Annotated in this window: 15 protein-coding genes; 7 read left to right on the forward strand and 8 right to left on the reverse strand. The window is 65.5% G+C overall.

The window, feature by feature from the left end:
* The first annotated feature begins 68 nt into the window (after positions 1–68).
* Together polA and AC1DVS_RS02235 are read left to right on the forward strand one after the other, a co-directional pair.
* The gene (gene polA, locus AC1DVS_RS02230) at positions 69–2,828 is read left to right on the forward strand and encodes a DNA polymerase I (protein ID WP_478019874.1); all 2,760 of its coding nucleotides are present in this window, start codon (positions 69–71) and stop codon (positions 2,826–2,828) included.
* Positions 2,829–2,884: 56 nt separating this feature from the next.
* Complete coding sequence (locus tag AC1DVS_RS02235) at positions 2,885–4,327, forward strand: lipopolysaccharide biosynthesis protein (protein WP_478021217.1); 1,443 nt, start codon at positions 2,885–2,887, stop codon at positions 4,325–4,327.
* 12 nt (positions 4,328–4,339) lie between these two features.
* On the opposite strand, the gene purH is transcribed toward AC1DVS_RS02235, so the two are convergent.
* The 4 genes from purH to AC1DVS_RS02255 all read right to left on the reverse strand — a co-directional run bounded on the left by purH (position 4,340) and on the right by AC1DVS_RS02255 (position 9,702).
* Positions 4,340–5,923 (reverse strand): bifunctional phosphoribosylaminoimidazolecarboxamide formyltransferase/IMP cyclohydrolase, encoded by a 1,584-nt coding sequence (gene purH, locus AC1DVS_RS02240; protein WP_478019875.1) that lies wholly within the window; start codon positions 5,921–5,923, stop codon positions 4,340–4,342.
* A gap of 40 nt (positions 5,924–5,963) precedes the next feature.
* Entirely contained in the window at positions 5,964–7,550 is a 1,587-nt protein-coding gene (locus tag AC1DVS_RS02245; RefSeq protein WP_478019877.1) for a heparinase II/III family protein, read from the reverse strand.
* 143 nt (positions 7,551–7,693) lie between these two features.
* Positions 7,694–8,356, reverse strand: a complete 663-nt coding sequence (gene rpe, locus AC1DVS_RS02250; protein WP_478019879.1) for a ribulose-phosphate 3-epimerase — start codon at positions 8,354–8,356, stop codon at positions 7,694–7,696.
* 38 nt (positions 8,357–8,394) lie between these two features.
* Complete coding sequence (locus AC1DVS_RS02255; protein WP_478019881.1) at positions 8,395–9,702, reverse strand: RsmB/NOP family class I SAM-dependent RNA methyltransferase; 1,308 nt, start codon at positions 9,700–9,702, stop codon at positions 8,395–8,397.
* A gap of 62 nt (positions 9,703–9,764) precedes the next feature.
* Here AC1DVS_RS02255 and AC1DVS_RS02260 point away from each other — a divergent pair, with 62 nt between their 5' ends.
* Positions 9,765–9,944 (forward strand): DUF1674 domain-containing protein, encoded by a 180-nt coding sequence (locus AC1DVS_RS02260; protein ID WP_478019883.1) that lies wholly within the window; start codon positions 9,765–9,767, stop codon positions 9,942–9,944.
* Positions 9,945–9,955: 11 nt separating this feature from the next.
* On the opposite strand, the gene AC1DVS_RS02265 is transcribed toward AC1DVS_RS02260, so the two are convergent.
* From AC1DVS_RS02265 to tsaD, 3 genes are read right to left on the reverse strand one after another with little or no spacing between them, the layout of a single operon-like run.
* Positions 9,956–10,486, reverse strand: coding sequence for a DUF1697 domain-containing protein (locus tag AC1DVS_RS02265; protein ID WP_478019885.1), 531 nt, complete (start codon positions 10,484–10,486; stop codon positions 9,956–9,958).
* Positions 10,486–11,463 carry an NAD(P)H-dependent glycerol-3-phosphate dehydrogenase gene (locus AC1DVS_RS02270; protein WP_478019887.1) on the reverse strand — a complete coding sequence of 326 codons (978 nt, stop codon included), beginning with the start codon at positions 11,461–11,463 and terminating at the stop codon, positions 10,486–10,488. The genes AC1DVS_RS02265 and AC1DVS_RS02270 overlap by 1 nt, the downstream gene beginning before the upstream one ends.
* Positions 11,460–12,494 (reverse strand): tRNA (adenosine(37)-N6)-threonylcarbamoyltransferase complex transferase subunit TsaD, encoded by a 1,035-nt coding sequence (gene tsaD / locus AC1DVS_RS02275; RefSeq protein ID WP_478019889.1) that lies wholly within the window; start codon positions 12,492–12,494, stop codon positions 11,460–11,462. Before tsaD ends, AC1DVS_RS02270 begins: the two co-directional genes overlap by 4 nt.
* Before the next feature lie 186 nt (positions 12,495–12,680).
* On the opposite strand from tsaD, the gene hemC reads away from it, so the two are divergent.
* The 3 genes from hemC to AC1DVS_RS02290 are packed head-to-tail and all read left to right on the forward strand — an operon-like array spanning position 12,681 to position 15,239.
* Positions 12,681–13,601 (forward strand): hydroxymethylbilane synthase, encoded by a 921-nt coding sequence (gene hemC / locus AC1DVS_RS02280; protein ID WP_478019891.1) that lies wholly within the window; start codon positions 12,681–12,683, stop codon positions 13,599–13,601.
* Positions 13,598–14,269: a uroporphyrinogen-III synthase gene (locus AC1DVS_RS02285; RefSeq protein WP_478019893.1), complete on the forward strand. Its 672-nt coding sequence runs from the start codon at positions 13,598–13,600 to the stop codon at positions 14,267–14,269. The genes hemC and AC1DVS_RS02285 overlap by 4 nt, the downstream gene beginning before the upstream one ends.
* Before the next feature lie 31 nt (positions 14,270–14,300).
* Positions 14,301–15,239 (forward strand): hypothetical protein, encoded by a 939-nt coding sequence (locus AC1DVS_RS02290; RefSeq protein WP_478019895.1) that lies wholly within the window; start codon positions 14,301–14,303, stop codon positions 15,237–15,239.
* Between the two features lie 347 nt (positions 15,240–15,586).
* Here the strand turns inward: AC1DVS_RS02290 and AC1DVS_RS02295 are convergent, their stop codons facing one another.
* Positions 15,587–16,390 (reverse strand): DUF72 domain-containing protein, encoded by an 804-nt coding sequence (locus tag AC1DVS_RS02295; protein WP_478019897.1) that lies wholly within the window; start codon positions 16,388–16,390, stop codon positions 15,587–15,589.
* An 83-nt stretch (positions 16,391–16,473) separates the two neighbouring features.
* On the opposite strand from AC1DVS_RS02295, the gene AC1DVS_RS02300 reads away from it, so the two are divergent.
* Positions 16,474–18,129, forward strand: a complete 1,656-nt coding sequence (locus tag AC1DVS_RS02300) for an FAD-dependent oxidoreductase (RefSeq protein ID WP_478019899.1) — start codon at positions 16,474–16,476, stop codon at positions 18,127–18,129.
* Positions 18,130–18,132 lie beyond the last annotated feature (3 nt).

The raw sequence follows: 18,132 nt of genomic DNA on the forward strand, positions 1-18,132 counted from the left end.
GCCGCGATCGAGCGGAATTCATCGAGACGGGCTTGGGGGGAACGCCGCACGCTGCTATCCCCTGCCCGATGGCGTCAAACCACCTCTATCTCGTCGACGGCTCGGGCTATATTTTCCGCGCTTATCATCGACTTCCACCGCTGACGAATGTGCACGGCGAGCCCGTCGGCGCAGTCTATGGCTATACCACCATGTTGTGGAAGCTCGCGGACGAGCTCCACAAGGCGGATGGCCCGACTCATATGGCAGTGGTGCTCGACAAATCGAGCCACACTTTCCGCAACGACCTGTACGCTCTGTACAAGGCGCAGCGACCGCCACCGCCCGAAGACCTGATCCCGCAATTTCCGATGATTCGTGACGCCACCCGCGCTTTCTCGCTACCATGCATCGAGGAAGACGGGCTGGAAGCCGATGACATCATTGCGAGCTATGCCAAGGCCGCGCTGCGCGAGGGATGGTCGGTAACGATCGTCAGTTCCGACAAGGACCTGATGCAGCTGATCGAGCCGGGACTCGACCTTTACGACACAATGAACAACCGCCGCCTCGGCCCCGAGCATGTCATGGAGAAGTTCGGCGTGATGCCTGACCGGCTCGGCGACGTGCTCGGCCTGATGGGTGATAGCGTCGACAACGTCCCGGGCGTGCCGGGTGTCGGCCCGAAGACTGCCGCCAAGCTGATCCAGGAACATGGCGATCTCGAAGCCGTGCTCGCCGCCGCCCCGTCAATGAAGCCGGGCAAGCTGCGCGACAATCTGATCGAGCATGCCGACAATGCCCGCCTCTCGCGCGTGTTGGTGACGCTCAAGGACGATGCGCCGTTGACGGATGCGCTCGAAGACCTGGCGCTGCAGGGTATTCCCGAAGCACCCTTGCGCGCTTTCCTCGAACATCATGGCTTCAAATCGCTGCTCGCCAAGCTTTCCGCGGTGGCGGACGCGCCAGTCGAGGCGCCGAAGAGCGTGCCGCAGGAAGAAGACCCCCCTTGCGATCATGATGGCTATGAGACGGTCGTTGACGAAGCAGCGCTCGACGACTGGATCGCGAAGGCAAAATACCAGGGCTGGGTCGCGATCGACACCGAAACCACCGGCGTCGACGCGACACGCGCCGAACTGGTTGGCGTCAGCATGGCGCTTCAGCCGAACAAGGCCTGTTATGTGCCGCTCGCCCATGGCGGCACCGGTCTGTTCGCCGAAAAGCCGATCCAGCTTGCCTCAGCGGTCGCGCTCGAGAAGCTGAAGACTTTGTTCGAAGATCCGGCGGTGCTCAAGATCGGGCATAACCTCAAATATGACATGATCGTGCTCGGCCGGCTCGGCATCGACGTCGCGCCGCATGACGACACGATCCTGATGAGCTTCGACCTTGATGCCGGCCTGCACGGGCACGGCATGGACGAGCTGGCCGCGACTCATCTTTCGCACAGCTGCATCGCCTTCAAGGACGTTGTCGGCACCGGCAAGAACCAACTGCAATTCAACGAGATCGATCTCGCTGCGGCAACGCGCTACGCCGCTGAGGACGCCGATGTGACGCTGCGGCTCTGGCGCCGCTTCAAGCCCAGGCTCCCCGCCGAGGGCGCGACCCGTGTCTATGAGATGGTCGATCGCCCGCTCGCGCCGGTGATTGCGCAGATGGAACGCCACGGCATCAAGGTCGATCGCGAAAAGCTGGCACAGCTCTCGACCGAGTTCGCGCATTCGATCGCCGGGCTTGAGACCGAGATCCACGGGCTGGCTGGCGGCCCCTTCACGATCGGCAGCCCCAAGCAGCTTGGCGACGTGCTGTTCGAGCGGATGGGCATCAAGGGCGGCCGCAAGGGCAAGTCCGGCGTCTATTCGACTGACGTCACCGAGCTCGAGCGCATCGCCGCCGACAAGGACTCACCGGGCAAGATCATCGCCGCGCGCGTGCTCGACTGGCGTCAGCTCTCCAAGCTCAAATCCACCTATACCGATGCGCTCCAGGCGCAGATCAATCCCGAGACTGGCCGGGTCCATACCAGCTACTCGCTGACCGGCGCACAGACGGGGCGGCTTTCCTCCACTGATCCGAATCTCCAGAATATCCCGATCCGCACCGAGATCGGCCGCCAGATCCGCGATGCGTTCGTCGCCGAGCCCGGCAATGTCCTGCTCGCCGCCGATTATTCGCAGATCGAGCTCCGCCTCGCCGCGCACATGGCCGATGTGCCCGCGCTCAAGGAAGCCTTTGCCAGCGGTGCGGACATCCACAGCATGACGGCACAGGAATTGTTCGGTGAGGTCAATCGCGACACCCGCGGCCGCGCCAAGACGATCAACTTCGCGATCCTTTACGGCATCTCCCGCTGGGGCCTCGCTGGGCGGCTCGACGTCACGGCGGACGAAGCGCAGGGAATGATCGATCGCTATTTCGAGCGCTTCCCCGGCATCAATCACTATATCGTCGAGACCACGGAGAAGGCCCGCGACAAGGGCTATACCGAGACCCTGTTCGGCCGGAAAACGCATTTCCCGCGGATCAAGTCGAAGGTCCAGCACGAGCGGCAGGGCGCCGAGCGCGCCGCTATCAACGCGCCGATCCAGGGCACCAGCGCCGACATCATCAAGCGCGCCATGGTGCGGATGGGCCCGGCGCTTGCCGAAGCGGGGCTGCCGCATGTCCGGATGCTGCTCCAGGTCCATGACGAACTGGTGTTCGAGCTCCCGGAAGGCGATGTCGAGGCAGCGCGGCCGATCATCGAACGCGTCATGGCAACCGCCGCCGAACCGGCGGTGCAGCTCAGCGTCCCGCTTGGGATCGAGATCGGCGTCGGCCCGAGCTGGGGCGCCGCGCATTGACCGACGCGGTTCCGGAGGACCTCAACGCCCTCGCCAAAGGCGGGCGGACCAATATCATGGGGTTCCTGCTGCGGCTGGCCGCCCGCCTGCCTTTCCTGTTCATCGCCGGGCGCATCTACAAGCCTGAACTGGTCGGGCGCTTCGCGCTCGCCGTCGTCGTCGTCGAGCTTGCGGCATTGCTGGCAACGCTCGGGCTGAAACGCGGACTGGCGCAGGCCCTTTCGTCCGCCGAGCGGCCCCACGCGCACGTCGTCGCTGACGCGATGGTCGTCGCATTCATCGTGTCGATCCTGCTCAGCGCGCTGCTGATCGCCTTTCCGCAGGTGATGTACCCGGACAGTAGCATCGAGGGGATGGAGCGATGGCTGCCCTGCATCATCTTCGCAGTCGCCTGGTCCGATGTGAGCCTCGCCGCGCTCGCCTATCGCCGCAATGTTCAGGCGACGGTCACGGCGCGGGCAATCGTGGAGCCCTGGACGATCAGCGCGGGCGCCTGGATTTTCTCGTTCATCTCGCTGCAGGATGGCCTGATCCTCTCTTATATGTGCTCGATGGGCGCGGCATTGATCGCGTCGCTCATCCCCTTCTTCCGCAGCTACGGCTTGCCGCGTGGCTGGACGCCGCATGCTGGCAGGCTTTTCGCGCTCGCCCGCCGCAACGCGCCGCTGGCCGGCGCCGACGCAATCGAATGGGGCACGCGCAACGTCGATCGCTTTATCCTCGGGGTGATGTTCGAGCCCAAGATCGTCGGCATCTATTATATGGCGCAGCAGGTCGCCTCGATCCCCGGCAAGCTCAAGACAAGCTTCGATCCGATCCTTGGGCCAGTCATCACCTCGAGCCTCGCACGAGGCGACCGCGAGGCGGTTGCCAACCAGGTCCGCCAGGTCGGTTTCTGGATTATCGCGGCCCAGGTCGGGCTCGCGCTGATGGGGTCGATTCCCGGCGAAGGGGTCATGGGCGTGGTCGGGCCACAATTCGTGGCCGGCACCGCGGCGCTCGGCTTCCTGCTGTCGGCCGAGGCGGCGGCGTCGACTGGCGCGGTTTGCGAGTCGGCGCTGGTTTATATCGCCCGAGTCCAGAATTTGATGATCTCGGTGGGGATGCTGAGCTTCCAGATCGGCTTGAGCTTCGCGCTGATCCTGGTGATGCGCGGCATGGGCTTGTCGAACAATTATCAGGCGGCCGGGCCGGCTATCGCCCTGTTCACCTCTGTCGGCATTACGTCGATTATCAAATCGACCTATCTGTCGCGGCTGCTCCACGCGCGGGTCTCAGGCCTTCGCCTGCCTTTGCTCTGGGCGGCTTTGGCCGCGATCGTGGTCGGGACAATCTTCACCTCACTGCCCAAACGCCTGGAATGGGTCGAGTTGCTGATCGGCATTCCGGCGATTGGCGCCACCTATCTCTCGATCCTGTACCGCTGGGCGTTCGGCCCCGAAGATCGGGCGCTGTTCGGCAAGATCCCGTCGGTTGAGAAAGCGGTCCTGCCCACCTGAGGCTGATGCCCGTCAATGCCGGAAGTGCCGCATCCCGGTAAAGACCATCGCCAGCCCGGCTTCATCCGCTGCTGCGATCACCTCGTCGTCACGGATCGAGCCGCCCGGCTGGATCACCGCCGTCGCTCCAGCCTCAACTGCCGCGAGCAAGCCATCAGCGAAGGGGAAGAAAGCATCGGACGCCACGGCGGAGCCGATTGTACGCGGCTCGGCCCAACCAGCTTTCTCCGCCGCGTCCTTCGCCTTCCACGCCGCGATCCGCGCGGATTCGAGTCGGTTCATCTGCCCCGCACCGATGCCGGCCGTCGCCCCATCCTTTGCATAGACAATCGCGTTCGACTTGACGTGCTTGGCGATCGTCCAGGCGAAACGACAATCGGCGAGCTCGCGCTCAGTGGGTGTGCGCTTCGTCACCACCTTGAGATCGGGCATCCCGCCACCGTCACGGGTCTGGACAAGCCAGCCGCCGGCAATCGACTTTGCCGTCAAGCCCTGGCGTGCGGGATCAGGCAGGTCGCCGGTCAGCAACAGCCGCAGATTCTTCTTGGCTGCAAAGATCGCCAGAGCAGCCTCATCGGCATCGGGTGCAATCACCACCTCAGTGAAAATGCCGGAAATCGCCCGCGCGGTCGCCTCATCGAGCGACCGGTTAAGCGCAATGATGCCACCAAAGGCAGACACGGTGTCGCAGGCGAACGCCTCGGCATAGGCCTGTTCGATCGTCGCCGCGGTCGCGACCCCGCAGGGATTGGCGTGCTTGACGATCACTACCGTGGGCGCCTCATCGCGGAACTCGCTAACCAACTCGAGCGCCGCGTCGGCGTCATTATAATTATTGTAGCTCAGCTCCTTGCCCTGGACCTGCCGCGCCTGGCCGATACCGCGCGCCTGGGGTCCCGTCGCTGTGTAGAAAGCGGCCTGCTGATGGGGGTTCTCGCCATAGCGCAGGGTTTGACCGCGCTTGAGCGTGATCGGCAGCGTCTCGGGAAACGCTTCGTCCTGATCGGCAAAACCGAACCAGCTCGCGATCATGCCGTCATAACTCGCCGTCGCGGCAAAGGCGCGCGCCGCCAGCCGCTTGCGCAGATCAAGCGACGTCGTGCCGCCACCGGCATCCATCTCGACGATCAGCGCGGGATAATCCGCCGGATCCGTGACGATCGCGACGAAGGCATGGTTCTTCGCCGCCGAGCGCACCATCGACGGGCCGCCAATATCGATATTCTCGATGATCTCGGGCCGATCGGCCCCTTTCATCACCGTCTGCTGGAAGGGATAGAGGTTCACCACCACCAGATCGATCGCGCCGATCTCATGCTCGGCCATCGACGCGACATGCGCCGGATCGTCACGCACCGCGAGCAGTCCGCCATGCACCTTGGGGTGAAGCGTCTTCACCCGCCCGTCCATCATTTCCGGAAAACCAGTCAGGTCGCTGATGTCGCGCACCGCCAGGCCAGCCTCACGGAGCGCTGTCGCGGTGCCGCCGGTCGAGACCAGCTCCACGCCGTGCCGCGCAAGCGCCTCGCCGAGCGCGACGATGCCGGTCTTGTCGGACACCGACAACAAAGCGCGGCGAATGGGGATCTGGGTCATGGAAAACTCCGGGGAAGCGGTCGCGCGTCCCCCTGCCCGCTCAGGTCGCGCGCTTCAAGGCCCAGCTGACGCTTGCGCCACCGGCGGGCGATTCGCCCGAGACGACGAGCTGGTGAGTCGATTGCGGCCGTCCCTCGCCATCGATCCACAAACTGTCCTCGATCGCGAGCGTGCCACCACGGCAGCGGAACTGCCACAGCGACCCGCCGGGCAGACGGAGCAAAGCGGCCATGCCGTCCGCGGTCGGCGATACCGTAACGCCCTGGCCAAGATGGAAGCGGATCGCAAAAGCGGTCGTGGCCAGCTTGCGCCGCTTGCTCGCCGGCAGCAGCATATCCTCGCCGCGCAGTTCTCGGCCATCGCCCGCCAGCACGATCTGGCGGCGATGGACAAAGCCATAGCGCCGGGCATAGCCATCATGGCTCGCCTCGATCCGGCTCGAACTCTCGCTTTCCTGGCGCGCGAGCTCAACCTCGCCGACGCCGCGCCCAAGCGTGCCGTCAGCATGGATGGCGGTCGAATTGCTGTCGCCGACGGTGAGCGTGGAATGCGCCGCAGTGGTGCGCAACCCGTCAGCAAGGGCCGGCGGCAGCTGCGCCAGCGCGGCGCGCGCGCCGCCGCAATTGACGATCAACCGGTTCGGCCCATCCGAAAATTCAAAGGCAAGCGTCGAGGCGCAGCCGCCCTCGACCAGCCGCGCGACCGGCGGCGGTGCCGCATCCATGATCAATATGGCTGAACCGGCAGCGAGCCGCTGATAGCCCCAGTCGCGCGCCTGGCGCAGCGGTCGGGCGCGCACGCCGGTTGCCGCGATGATCTGGTCGATCGTCTCGCCGGTCACCGGACCACCGCCCTGCCAGCTCGAAAGCCCATGATCGCCGTGGCAGACACCAAGCAAAGCCGGCACCATCCGCACCAGCACCGCGCCGAGCGAGGCCGGCTCCTCGAGGCGACGCGAGGCATAGACTTCGCGCAGCATCGTCAACAGCATGATGATGTCGAGCTGAGCCGCCGGCGAGCGCGCCACGCTGCCGCCATCCTCGAACACGGAGACCGACAGCGCCTTGGCTAGTGCGGCTTCAGTCGCCCCACGCCGGGCGTCGCCGCCGGGGATCAGGATTCCTGCCGCGACCACGCCGCACAAGGCAGCGACGCGCGGCGCACCGGGCGCGAGCTTGTCAGCACCGCGATCGATATGCCGGGCGCCGCGTGCCAGCGTGTTGAGCACAAGCGAGCGATAGACGAGGTCAGTGCTCGACAGGATGAGCGGCGCATGCGCTGTCCAGAACAGGATCCGCCGGCCCCAGAGATCCGCCCGCCAGGCCGGCTCATTGACGTTGTCGGCATGCGCTGCCAGCCAGCGCCGCATGAGATGTTCGGCGACAGGCGTCGCCTCCGGGCGGGCCGCTGCGCTGGACAAATCGCGCAGCCACGCGAAACTATGATACCAGTCGCTAAACGCCTTCGAGACATTGGGTTTGGCGAAATCGAACTCGGCGAACTTGCGCCGTTCGCCCCGAAAGCTGAACTCGCCGTCGAGCAATGCGTTGCCGCGGCGCGGATCGCCGAGAAAGGGATCGTCGGGCACGGCGATCAGCTTCAGCGGATGGCGTCCCTTCAGCCGCATGCCATGAATCGGCGTTCTCCAGGTAAGGCGGTGAAAGCGGTCTGCCAGGCGTTCAGCAAGCGACAATCCCTTGTCTCCTCCGAGACGGATCAGCCTCTTTCCCTCTTCGATGCCGTCGGCGCCGGAATCGCGGCCGTCGCCGGTCACCCACCCCTCAGGGCGCGGATATTAGCCGCATAGGCGTCAGCGCCTCCGCGGAAAGTAGCGGTACCGGCGACCAGCGCATCGGCACCGGCCGCTATCGCCGTCCGCGCTGTTTCCGGGTCGATGCCGCCGTCAACTTCGAGATCGACGGCGAGACCCGCCTTGTCGATCATCTTCCGGACGCTCTCGATCTTCCGCAGCGCGCTTGGAATGAAGCCCTGCCCGCCAAAGCCGGGGTTGACGCTCATCACCAGCACCAGATCCACCTCTTCGATCAGATAATCGAGCGCCTTGGCCGGCGTCTGCGGCGTCAGCACCACACCCGCGCGTTTGCCAAGCTTGCGGATATGCTGGAGGCTGCGGTGCGTGTGCGGCCCCGCCTCGACATGGATACTGATGATGTCGGCACCGGCCTCTGCGAACTGGTCGAGAAACGCATCGACGGGTGCGATCATCAGATGCACGTCAAGCGGCTTGGTGGTGTGCGGGCGGATTGCCTTCACCACCATCGGCCCGATGGTGATGTTGGGCACGAAATGCCCGTCCATCACATCGACATGGATCCAGTCGGCCCCCGCCGCATCGACTGCACGCACCTCCTCGCCGAGGCGTGCGAAATCGGCGGAGAGGATCGAGGGCGCGATGCGGACTGGCTGTTGCATGACGAATCCTTAGGGTCGACCGAGTCGCGCCGCAAGGCTCAGAGGGCGCGCTTGAGCCTTACGATGAAGAACCCGTCACAGCCGCCATCACTCCCGAGCATTCCGGGCAAAGTGCGGACCCAGCCGCGCTGGTGCGGGGCGATACCGGCGGGCAATTCCTCCGCGGCGACCGAGTCGATCGCAAAATCGGGCTGCGCGCCGAGAAATGCCATCAGCTGCTCCTCGCCCTCAGCGCGCTCGAGCGAGCAGGTCGCGTAAACCAAAAGGCCGCCCGGTTTCACCCATTTTGCGGCGCGGGCAAGCAATTGCGCCTGCACCCGCGCCATCTCGGCGATCACCCTGGGGTTCACCCGGTGGAGCACATCAGGGTGGCGGCGGAAAATCCCGGTTGCGCTGCACGGCGCATCGAGCAGCACTGCGTCAGCCGGCTCCGCCGGCGACCATTTGAGCAGATCGGCTGCAACCACCTCAGCCGTCAGATGGGTGCGCTCGAGATTATCACGAAGTCGCGCCAGACGACTTTCCGAGGAATCGACCGATGTCACCGTCCAGCCCGCGCTGGCGAGCTGCATCGTCTTGCCACCGGGCGCCGAACAGAGATCAAGCGCAGTGCCCGCACCCTTGCCGATCAGCCGCGCGGGCAGCGAGGCTGCGATGTCCTGGACCCACCAATCCCCTTCCTCGAAGCCGGGAAGCTCGGGAACATGCGCGCCCGCAAGGCGGATATGACCGGGCAGCAACGACATGCCACCAACCGCCTCAGCCAGCGCCGCGGTTTTCGCGGGATCAGCCAGTGTGAGGTCAAGCGGCGGCGGTGCGGCGATCGCCTGTTCAGCAGCCGCGACCTTCTCTTCGCCCCAGGCATTCTGCCAGCGCGCCTCGACATCTTCGGGGAGCGTCGGGAATTCGTCTAGGCTGGCATTGCCGCGCATCAGCGTACCGAACACCCCGTGCACCAGCTTGCGCGGACCGCCATCGACCAGAGGCAGCACAGTGGAGATCGCAGCATGCGGCGGCGTGCCGAGCGCCAGCGCCTGGACAAGCGCAATCCTGAGGGCAAAGCGCGCTTTGGCGTCATCGGGCAGGCGGCTGCGCGTCGCCGAATCGATCAGCGCGTCGAGATCAGGCAGGCGGCGCAGCGTCTCGGCCGCGATGGCGTGGGCAAGCGCGCGGTCATCGCTGCGCTCAATCCCCTGGGTGGCTCGGTCGAGCGCAGACTCGAGCGGCAGGCCCTGACGGAGCACCGCATCGAGCAGTTTCAGCGCGGCGCGGCGCGTGGGAACGCCGGGCGCATCGTCGGCGCGAGAACCGGAACGATCGGGGGAACGGTTAGGGGGTCGGGTCAAAGCACTTGAACTCATCTCGTTGCGGGAGGATGGCGTGACAGCAGCATCCAGGATGAACCGCCATGGGCCGCCGCCCGCCACATGTGAAGCCACCAGCCTATCTTTCGAAGAGCACACCGGTGCCCAAACCCGATCCCGGGAACGATTCCGGCCAGGTTGAAAATGCCGAGGGCGATCCGCTGGGCCTGGATCCGACCCGCTATGGCGACTGGGAGCTCAAGGGCATCGCTGTCGATTTCTGAGACCTTGAGCGCTACGCCAGCAGATCCCTCAGCTTGCCCACGGTATTCCAGTTGCGCATCGTCGCCAGCTTCGGGAATTTAAGCTTCGCCATCGCCGGACCCAGCTTCGAATGGCCGACATCCTCGGGATAATCGATGTAGAGCTCGCGCCCTATCGCCTTCAGCCGCTCCGGCCCGTCATAGATGTCGGGAATCTTCTCGATCAGCCCGCCCGGCACCGGATCACGGTGGAACGATACCAGCAGATGATTGGGATGTTCGCATGCCGCATCGGGAAACGGGTTGCCGTCGATCACAGCTGTCAGTTCGGCATGGTTGCGGACGACCACGTCCGTCTTCAATCCATAGGCCGCGAGCGCCGCCTCAATCTTCTCCTCCAGAGCAGCCCCTTTTTCCGCGTCGCAGCTGAAGACGACATTGCCGGACGCGAGTAGCGTTTTGACGTCGCGATAGCCGAGATCTTCGACCAGAGCCTTCAGCTCGGTCATCGGGATCTTCTTTCCTCCGATATTGATTCCCTTGAGCAAAGCAGCCCAGCGCATCAGCGATCCTCCCGAGTAAGTGGACGGGCGAGCAACGCCTCGACGACAGCCCGCACGTCCATGCCTTTGAGCAGGGCGCAAACCGCCTCGGTCACCGGCATATCGACACCCGCTTCCGCCGCCGCTTCGCGCAGCACTGGCGCGGTGAAAGCGCCTTCGGCAACGGTGCGGCGATCCGCAAGCAGCTCACTCGCGGCCTTGCCCTGGCCAAGCCCGACACCGAGCGAGAAGTTGCGCGAGCTGGTCGAGGAGCAGGTCAGGACGAGATCGCCCAACCCCGACAGCCCGGCGAGCGTCTCGGCCCGCGCGCCGCGTGCCAGCCCGAAGCGAGTCATCTCGGCAAAACCACGTGCGATCAGCGCGGCGCGGGCATTCTGGCCAAGCTCGGCCCCCTCGACCACGCCACAGGCGATCGCGAGCACATTCTTGACTGCCCCGCCAATCTCGGCGCCGACCACATCATTCGATGCATAGGGACGGAAGGTCGGACCAGCGAGACGATCGGCGAGCCGCTCTCCTATCGCCTCATCGGCGCAAGCGAGCGTCACCGCCGTCGGCTGGCCGGCGGCGACTTCATGGGCGAAAGTGGGGCCGGAGATGACCGCGATCGGCGCGGCCGGCTGAACCTGATGCGCGACCTCGCTGATGAGCAGCCGAGTCCCGGCTTCGATTCCCTTGGCGCAAAGCACCAGCGGCGTGTCGCCGGCCGGAAGCTCGGAAAGAGTCGCACGAACGAACTGCGCTGGGGAGACCACCAGCAATGCCTCGCAACTTGCAAGATCGCTGATTCTGCCGGTCGCCTGAATCGAGCGGGGCAGGGGCACGCCAGCGAGAAACAAGGGATTCTCATGGACAGCATTGATCGCCTCGACCACCTCGGGCTCGCGCGCCCAGAGCAGCACCGGCTCGCCATCACGCGCCGCAACACTGGCGAGCGCGGTTCCCCATGCACCGCCGCCAATGACGCCGATCTTCATGCCTTCACTCCCGCGCCACGCACTGCCTCGGCATCCGGATCGAGCGGCCAGCGTGGCCGAGCCGGCACGTCGAGCGGATCCGTCAGGCCGGCGGCGAAGCGCTCGGCGCCCGCCCAGCCTATCATCGCCGCATTGTCAGTGCACAGCCACAAGGGCGGCGCGACGAAACGCAGGCCATGCGTCTCAGCCAGCGCCTGGAGCGCACCGCGCACTGAGCGGTTGGCCGCCACCCCGCCGGCAACCACCAGAGCGGTTGCACCATCGGCGCGCGCCAAAGCCCGTGTCGTGCGGTCGATCAGGCAATCGACGACTGCCGCCTGGAACGAAGCCGCAATGTCCTCGGCTGACCAGGTTCCCGCGTCGCGTGCCCGGGCAACCGCGCTTTTCAGCCCGGCAAAGGAGAAATGCGGTTCGTCGGAGCCCTTTAGCGGCCGTGGCAAGGGCACTGCTTTTGGATTCCCCAGTTCGGCAGCGCGCTCGACAGCGGGTCCGCCAGGAAAACCAAGCCCGAGCAATTTGGCGGTCTTGTCGAACGCCTCGCCGGCGGCATCGTCGATCGTCGTCGCAAGCCGGCGATAGGAAGCCACGCCCTCGACCAGCAGCAATTGGCAATGCCCGCCCGAGGCGAGCAGCAGCAGATAGGGAAAGGCGAGATCAGGATCGAAAAGCCGTGGGGAAAGCGCGTGGCCCTCGAGATGATTGACCGCAATGAGCGGCTTGCCGACCGCATGCGCCAGTGCCTTGCCGGTCACCAGCCCCACCATGACGCCACCAATCAGCCCCGGCCCCGCCGTCGCGGCGATCGCATCTATCTCAGCCAGGCTCACCCCAGCATCGGCCAATGCTCCCTCGACCAGCGGGATCAGCGCCTCGACATGCGCGCGCGCCGCAATCTCGGGCACGACACCACCATAAGGCCTGTGCTCCGCTTCCTGCCCAAGCAGCCGGTGCGCAAGGACGCGCCGGTCGCTGGTCACCAATGCCGCCGCGGTTTCGTCGCAGCTCGATTCGAGGCCGAGGATCAAACTCATGATGCGAAACCACTAGCCGCTCGCCCCGAGCTTGTCGAAGGGCGGCCCGTTCTTCTACAGCAACCTGGAGTTTTGAGTTGATCCAGCCCATCCGTTCGCCCTGAGCTTGTCGAAGGGCCATTCTTCTTAGTGTTGGGAGAGGTGTAGCAGGGGCTTCGACAGGCTCAGCCCGAACGGAGTTATTGCGTGGCCCAACCTTTCCTCCGCCTTGGTACCCGCGGTTCGCCGCTCGCCCTTGTCCAGGCGCATATGGTGCGCGACGCCCTTTGCGCCACGCATGGCTGGGCGGAGGCCGACGTCATGATTGTGAAGATCAGCACCACTGGCGACCGCGTCCAGGACCGCGCGCTCGCCGAGATCGGGGGCAAGGCACTGTGGACCAAGGAGCTCGACCGCGCCTTGCTCGACGGCGAGATCGACTGCGCGGTCCACTCCATGAAAGATGTCGAGACGATCCGCCCCGATGCAAACCGGATCGCGGCGATGCTGCCCCGCGCCGATGTCCGTGATCGGCTGATCGGCGCCGCGAGCATCGCCGCCTTACCGCAAGAAGCGCGAGTCGGCACCAGCTCGCCGCGCCGCGCAGCACAATTGCGCCGGTTGCGGCCCGATCTGCAACCAATGCTGTTCCGCGGCAATGTCGACACCCGCCTCGCCAAGCTCGCCGCAGGCGAAGTCGATGCCACCTTGCTGGCGGCGGCAGGGCTAGATCGGCTCGGACGCCCGGAGATCGGCGCTGCGATCCCGACCGACGTCATGCTGCCCGCGCCAGCTCAGGGTGCGGTTGGGGTCGAGGCGCGCGCTGGGGATGCACGGGTTCTCGAATGGCTCGCGGCAATCAGCGACAGCCAGACGCTTGCCTGTGTGCTGCTCGAACGCGCCCTGCTTGCGGCGCTCCAGGCCGATTGCCATTCGCCGGTTGCCGGTCTGGCGACACTTGAAGGCGATCAGGTGACGATCCGCGCCGAACTGCTCGCTGAAGACGGCAGCGCTCATGTCGCGGGCGAAATGCGCGGCGACATTGCCGATTTCAGCATTGCTCAGACGCTGGCGCAGGATCTGCTGACACGCGCGCCGCCATCAGTGCGCCGGCTGTTTGCTGCATGATCAGGCCGCTCGCTGTGCTTCGCCCCGAGCCGGGGAACACGGCGACCGCTGATCGCGTCGAAGCGCTCGGACTTCAGGCGATCCGCCTGCCGCTGTTCGCGGTTCGCGCGCTCAGCTGGACCCCACCGGACCCGGCCGATCATGACGCGTTGCTGCTGACCAGCGCCAACGCTGTCCGCTTTGCTGGGCTCGATCTCGCCGACCTCCTGTCTCTGCCGGTTCTCGCAGTCGGCGAGAAGACTGCGGAAACCGCTCGCCTCGCTGGATTTGACGTCATGGCGGCAGGCAATGCGGACGCCGCCGCAATGCTTGCGCTTGCTTCAGCGCGCGGCCTGTCTGGGGTGCTGCATCTCGGCGGCCGCGATCGTGCGATTGAGCCGCATGGACCAGTCACGCGCGCCATCCCAGTCTATGTGAGCGAAGAAGTGCCGGTTGCGGCCGAATGGATTGAGCGCCTGCGGGGCGCGACTGCCCTGCTCCATTCGGCGCGCGCGGCGGCAAGGCTTGGCGCCCTCGTCAATATCCACGGGATCGCACGATCTGAAATCGCCATCGCCGCGTTGAGCCCCGCAGTCGCCGCAGCGGCGGGCACAGGCTGGGCAACGATCGCTATCGCCGCTGCCCCAACTGATGCCGCGCTGATCGCCGCTGCGTGCGCGCCCGATTGACCGACCCGGCACAGGCGAAGATAAGACGGGGATGGACGCTGACCCGCAGATCGTGACGACACCCGCCGTCGAACCGGCTCCCGTCGACCTGGCGCCTCCCGAGGCTGCTTCTCCGACGGCGGCGTCCCCAAAGCCTGCGCCCCTGTCACCCGTGTGGCGCAACGCGGCGATCCTCGGCGCGGTCGCCTTCTTCGCCGGGCTCGGCGTGATGGCGTTCATCCTGCACAATTATGCCAGCTGGTTCGCACCCAAGCCAGTCGCGACCGTTACCCTGCCGCTGGCGACGACCGCAGGCGGCAAGCAAACGCCGGTGGTGATCGTGCCGGGCAACAGCGGCACGGCAGCACCGGCGATCGACCTTGATGCCTTGTCGGTACGCGAGAAGGACCTCTCGCTCCGGCTTGCCGATCTCGAAGCCAGGACGGCGAATGTGGGCGTCGAGGCGCGGGTCGCCTCGAGCTTCGCCACCCGCGCCGAGGGGCTGATGGTCGCCTTCGCCGCACGACGCCAGATCGACCGCGGCCAGCCGCTTGGCTTTCTCGAAGAGCAGCTGCGCGCGCGTTTCGGCACCAATCAGGGCCAGGCGGTCGGCACGATCATTCAGGCCGCCGGCGAGCCGGTGACCATCGAGGATTTGCGCGCCGGACTCGACGTCATAGCGCCCGAACTCACCACCGGCGTCACCAGGGACGGATGGATGGGGAGTTTTCGGCGCGAGCTTGGCAATCTGATCGTATTGCACCGTGCCGATACGCCCTCGCCGCTCCCCGCAGACCGGCTGACCCGCGCCCGACGGATGCTCCAGAATGGGCAGGTGGAGGCGGCGCTTGCCGAAGTCGCGCGAATGCCCGGCGCAACGCAGGGTGGCCGCTGGATCAACGCGGCCCGGCGCTATATCGGCGCGCGCCAGGCGCTCGACGCGATCGAGACCGCCGCCATCCAGGGTCAGGCCAGCGCGCCGGCACATTGAGCCGCCCGGCCTTAGGCTGATTCAACATCTGTGCGGATTGTTGCAACACCGCGCGGGACGAAGCTCGTCAGGCACCGTCCCGCTCTTTCTCATCGTTGCAGAAAATGACGCTCATCTCGGGCCGCTGTTCCGATCAATAACAGCGATGGCCGCGGCTGTTCCACCGCTGTTATTTCCAACTTTCACCGCTGTTATTCGAAAACAGCAAAACTGCCTTCAACCCATTGAAATACCTAGTTGAATCCAGCTGAAAAATCCGCGTTAACAGCGGAAGAAAAAATTTCCGCGCAGAACAGCGGATAACAGCGGCGAAAGGGCATGCCAGCGGGCGCGAATCGGGCGCCGGGTCAGCCTGCCTTCAGCCGCTCGATCAGCGCCATCGCACCGGCCGGCGCCCGCACCTTCGCGCCGTTGATAAAGAAGACAAAGGTATCGCGCGGCTTCTTCGCCGGGACGGTCTCGTCGGCATAGGGCAGGCCTTCCGGCTGTCCTCCGCTCGCCCAGGTCCTGGCCGCCGCCACCCAGCGATCGATCTCAGCGGGCGTATAGCCGGTCGGCTCATGCTCGACCGCGTTTTCGAGCCGGGCATAGACGAAATCGCCCGTTACATCGGCGATCGCGGGATAGGTCGCTGAATCGGCATAAACGATCGCAACCCCCGCCGCCCGCGCCATCTCTACAAATGCCGGCACCGCAAAGCTTTCGTGCCGCACTTGGATCGCATGGCGAAGCGCGACGCCATCGTGCGAAGCCGGGAGGAGCTTCAGAAAGGCGCCGAAATCCTCGGCGTCGAATTTCTTGGTGGCCATGAACTGCCACAGGATCGGCCCCAGCTTCTCGCCCAGCTCGACAATCCCCTGGCCCACGAACTTCGCGATCGACTCGCCTGCCTCCGCCAACACCTTCCGGTTGGTGCAGAAGCGCGATGCCTTGACCGCGAAGATAAAGTCCTCGGGCGCTGTCTTTGCCCAGCCGGCAAAGGTCGCGGGTTTCTGGCTGCTGTAATAAGTCCCGTTGACCTCGATCGCCGTTACGGCGCGGGACGCGAACTCCAGCTCCCGCTTCTGCGCAAGACCCTCTGGAAAGAACACCCCGCGCCAGGGTTCAAAGGTCCAGCCGCCGATTCCGGCGCGAATCATGCCATTGCTCATCAGTGTATCCTAATCGGAGAGCCGGCTTTCGCGAAGAGGGGTGAGGCTGCTATCGTCCGCTGGCAGGGGCGCGAGGAGTGACGATGGCTGCTGAACGGACCGAGATCGACCCGACCGATCCCCTCGAACGCGAAGCCCAGACCTTTCCCGTCCTCAGCGAGGAGATGGTGGCACGAATGATGCCCTATGGCCGCGAGGAAGCGGTGGCGCGGGGCACGCCACTCTATACGCGCGGCGAACGCAGCGTGGACTTCTTCGTCGTCCTCGAGGGATCGATCCAGGTGCTCGACACCGACGAGCACGGCGTCGCCACGGTCTTCACCACGCACCGTGCGCGCCAGTTCACCGGCGAACTCGATCTGTTCAACGGGCGTGCGATCCTCGTCAGCGGCCGCGCGGGTGAAGATAGCCGGGTGCTGCGCGTCAGCCGCGCCGAATTCCGCCACCTCGTGTCAGCCGAGGCCGATATCGGCGAACTCATCATGCGCGCCTTCATCCTGCGTCGTGTCGGCCTGATCCGCCACAGCCATGGTGGCGTCACGCTGATCGGATCAGGCCATGCGGCCGATACGCTCCGGCTGCAGCGCTTTCTGGAGCGCAACGCCTATCCGCACCGCTTGCTCGATATCGATGCCGATCCCGACGCGGGCGGCTTTCTCGACTGTTTTGCGATCACCCCGGATCAATTGCCCGTGGCGATCGCGACCCGCCGCTGCGTGCTCCGCAATCCCACGACTGCCGAACTGGCTGATGCACTTGGGCTGACCGAGACGCTTGACCCCGAGCGCATCCATGACGTCGTCGTGGTCGGCGCCGGGCCGGCCGGGCTCGCCGCAGCGGTCTATGCTGCGTCCGAGGGGCTCGACACGATCGTCATCGAGGGCCTCGCGCCGGGCGGCCAGGCGGGGACCAGCTCCAAGATCGAGAATTATCTCGGCTTTCCCACCGGGATATCGGGTCAGGCGCTGGCCGGCCGCGCCCAGGTTCAGGCACAGAAGTTCGGCGCGCGGCTTGCCATCGCGCGGCCGGCGGCGGCGCTTGATTGCAGCACCGCCCCCTATGTCGTGACGCTCGAGGACGGCCAGCGTGTCTCAGCCCGCGCCGTGGTGGTCGCGAGCGGCGCGCGTTACCGCAAGCTCGACGTGCCCGATTATGCGAAGTTCGAGGGCCAGGGCATCCATTATGCGGCGACCGCGATGGAAGCGAGTCTCTGTAACGGTGAGGCGGTGCTGGTCGTCGGTGGCGGCAATTCGGCCGGCCAGGCGGCGGTGTTCCTGTCGCGTGCCGCGGCGCATGTCCATATCCTGGTCAGGTCGCGCGGGCTGGCGGAGACGATGTCCGACTATCTCGTCCAGCGTATTCACTCGTCAGCACAGATTACGCTTCATACCCATAGCAGCGTCACCGGGCTGGAGGGCGACAGCTATCTGCGCCACGTGACCTGGACGAATGCCAAGACCGGCGCTGAGCAACGCCACGCCATCGGCAACATGTTCGTGATGATTGGTGCCGAACCCAATACCGACTGGCTCGACGGCTGCCTCGCGCTCGACGAAAAGGGATTCGTCCAGACCGGCCCCGACGCCGCCGGCGCTGCCTCGCCCTATGCGACGAGCAAGCCCGGCATCTTTGCGATCGGCGACGTCCGCTCGGGCTCAGTCAAGCGAGTCGCCTCGGGAGTCGGCGAGGGCTCCGTGGTCGTCTCGGCGGTCCACCAATATCTGCATCCGGTGGTATGACGC

The sequence above is a fragment of the Sphingomonas sp. P3_C5 genome (genome assembly GCF_056402635.1).

What these genes read in the sequence shown, in the direction of transcription:
- polA (WP_478019874.1), top strand. Translation starts at nt 69, where the DNA reads ATGGCGTCAAACCACCTCTATCTCGTCGACGGCTCGGGCTATATTTTC.
- AC1DVS_RS02235 (WP_478021217.1), top strand. Translation starts at nt 2,885, where the DNA reads ATGGGGTTCCTGCTGCGGCTGGCCGCCCGCCTGCCTTTCCTGTTCATC.
- purH (WP_478019875.1), bottom strand. Translation starts at nt 5,923, where the DNA reads ATGACCCAGATCCCCATTCGCCGCGCTTTGTTGTCGGTGTCCGACAAG.
- AC1DVS_RS02245 (WP_478019877.1), bottom strand. Translation starts at nt 7,550, where the DNA reads ATGCGGCTGAAGGGACGCCATCCGCTGAAGCTGATCGCCGTGCCCGAC.
- rpe (WP_478019879.1), bottom strand. Translation starts at nt 8,356, where the DNA reads ATGCAACAGCCAGTCCGCATCGCGCCCTCGATCCTCTCCGCCGATTTC.
- AC1DVS_RS02260 (WP_478019883.1), top strand. Translation starts at nt 9,765, where the DNA reads ATGGGCCGCCGCCCGCCACATGTGAAGCCACCAGCCTATCTTTCGAAG.
- AC1DVS_RS02265 (WP_478019885.1), bottom strand. Translation starts at nt 10,486, where the DNA reads ATGCGCTGGGCTGCTTTGCTCAAGGGAATCAATATCGGAGGAAAGAAG.
- AC1DVS_RS02270 (WP_478019887.1), bottom strand. Translation starts at nt 11,463, where the DNA reads ATGAAGATCGGCGTCATTGGCGGCGGTGCATGGGGAACCGCGCTCGCC.
- tsaD (WP_478019889.1), bottom strand. Translation starts at nt 12,494, where the DNA reads ATGAGTTTGATCCTCGGCCTCGAATCGAGCTGCGACGAAACCGCGGCG.
- AC1DVS_RS02285 (WP_478019893.1), top strand. Translation starts at nt 13,598, where the DNA reads ATGATCAGGCCGCTCGCTGTGCTTCGCCCCGAGCCGGGGAACACGGCG.
- AC1DVS_RS02290 (WP_478019895.1), top strand. Translation starts at nt 14,301, where the DNA reads ATGGACGCTGACCCGCAGATCGTGACGACACCCGCCGTCGAACCGGCT.
- AC1DVS_RS02295 (WP_478019897.1), bottom strand. Translation starts at nt 16,390, where the DNA reads ATGAGCAATGGCATGATTCGCGCCGGAATCGGCGGCTGGACCTTTGAA.
- AC1DVS_RS02300 (WP_478019899.1), top strand. Translation starts at nt 16,474, where the DNA reads ATGGCTGCTGAACGGACCGAGATCGACCCGACCGATCCCCTCGAACGC.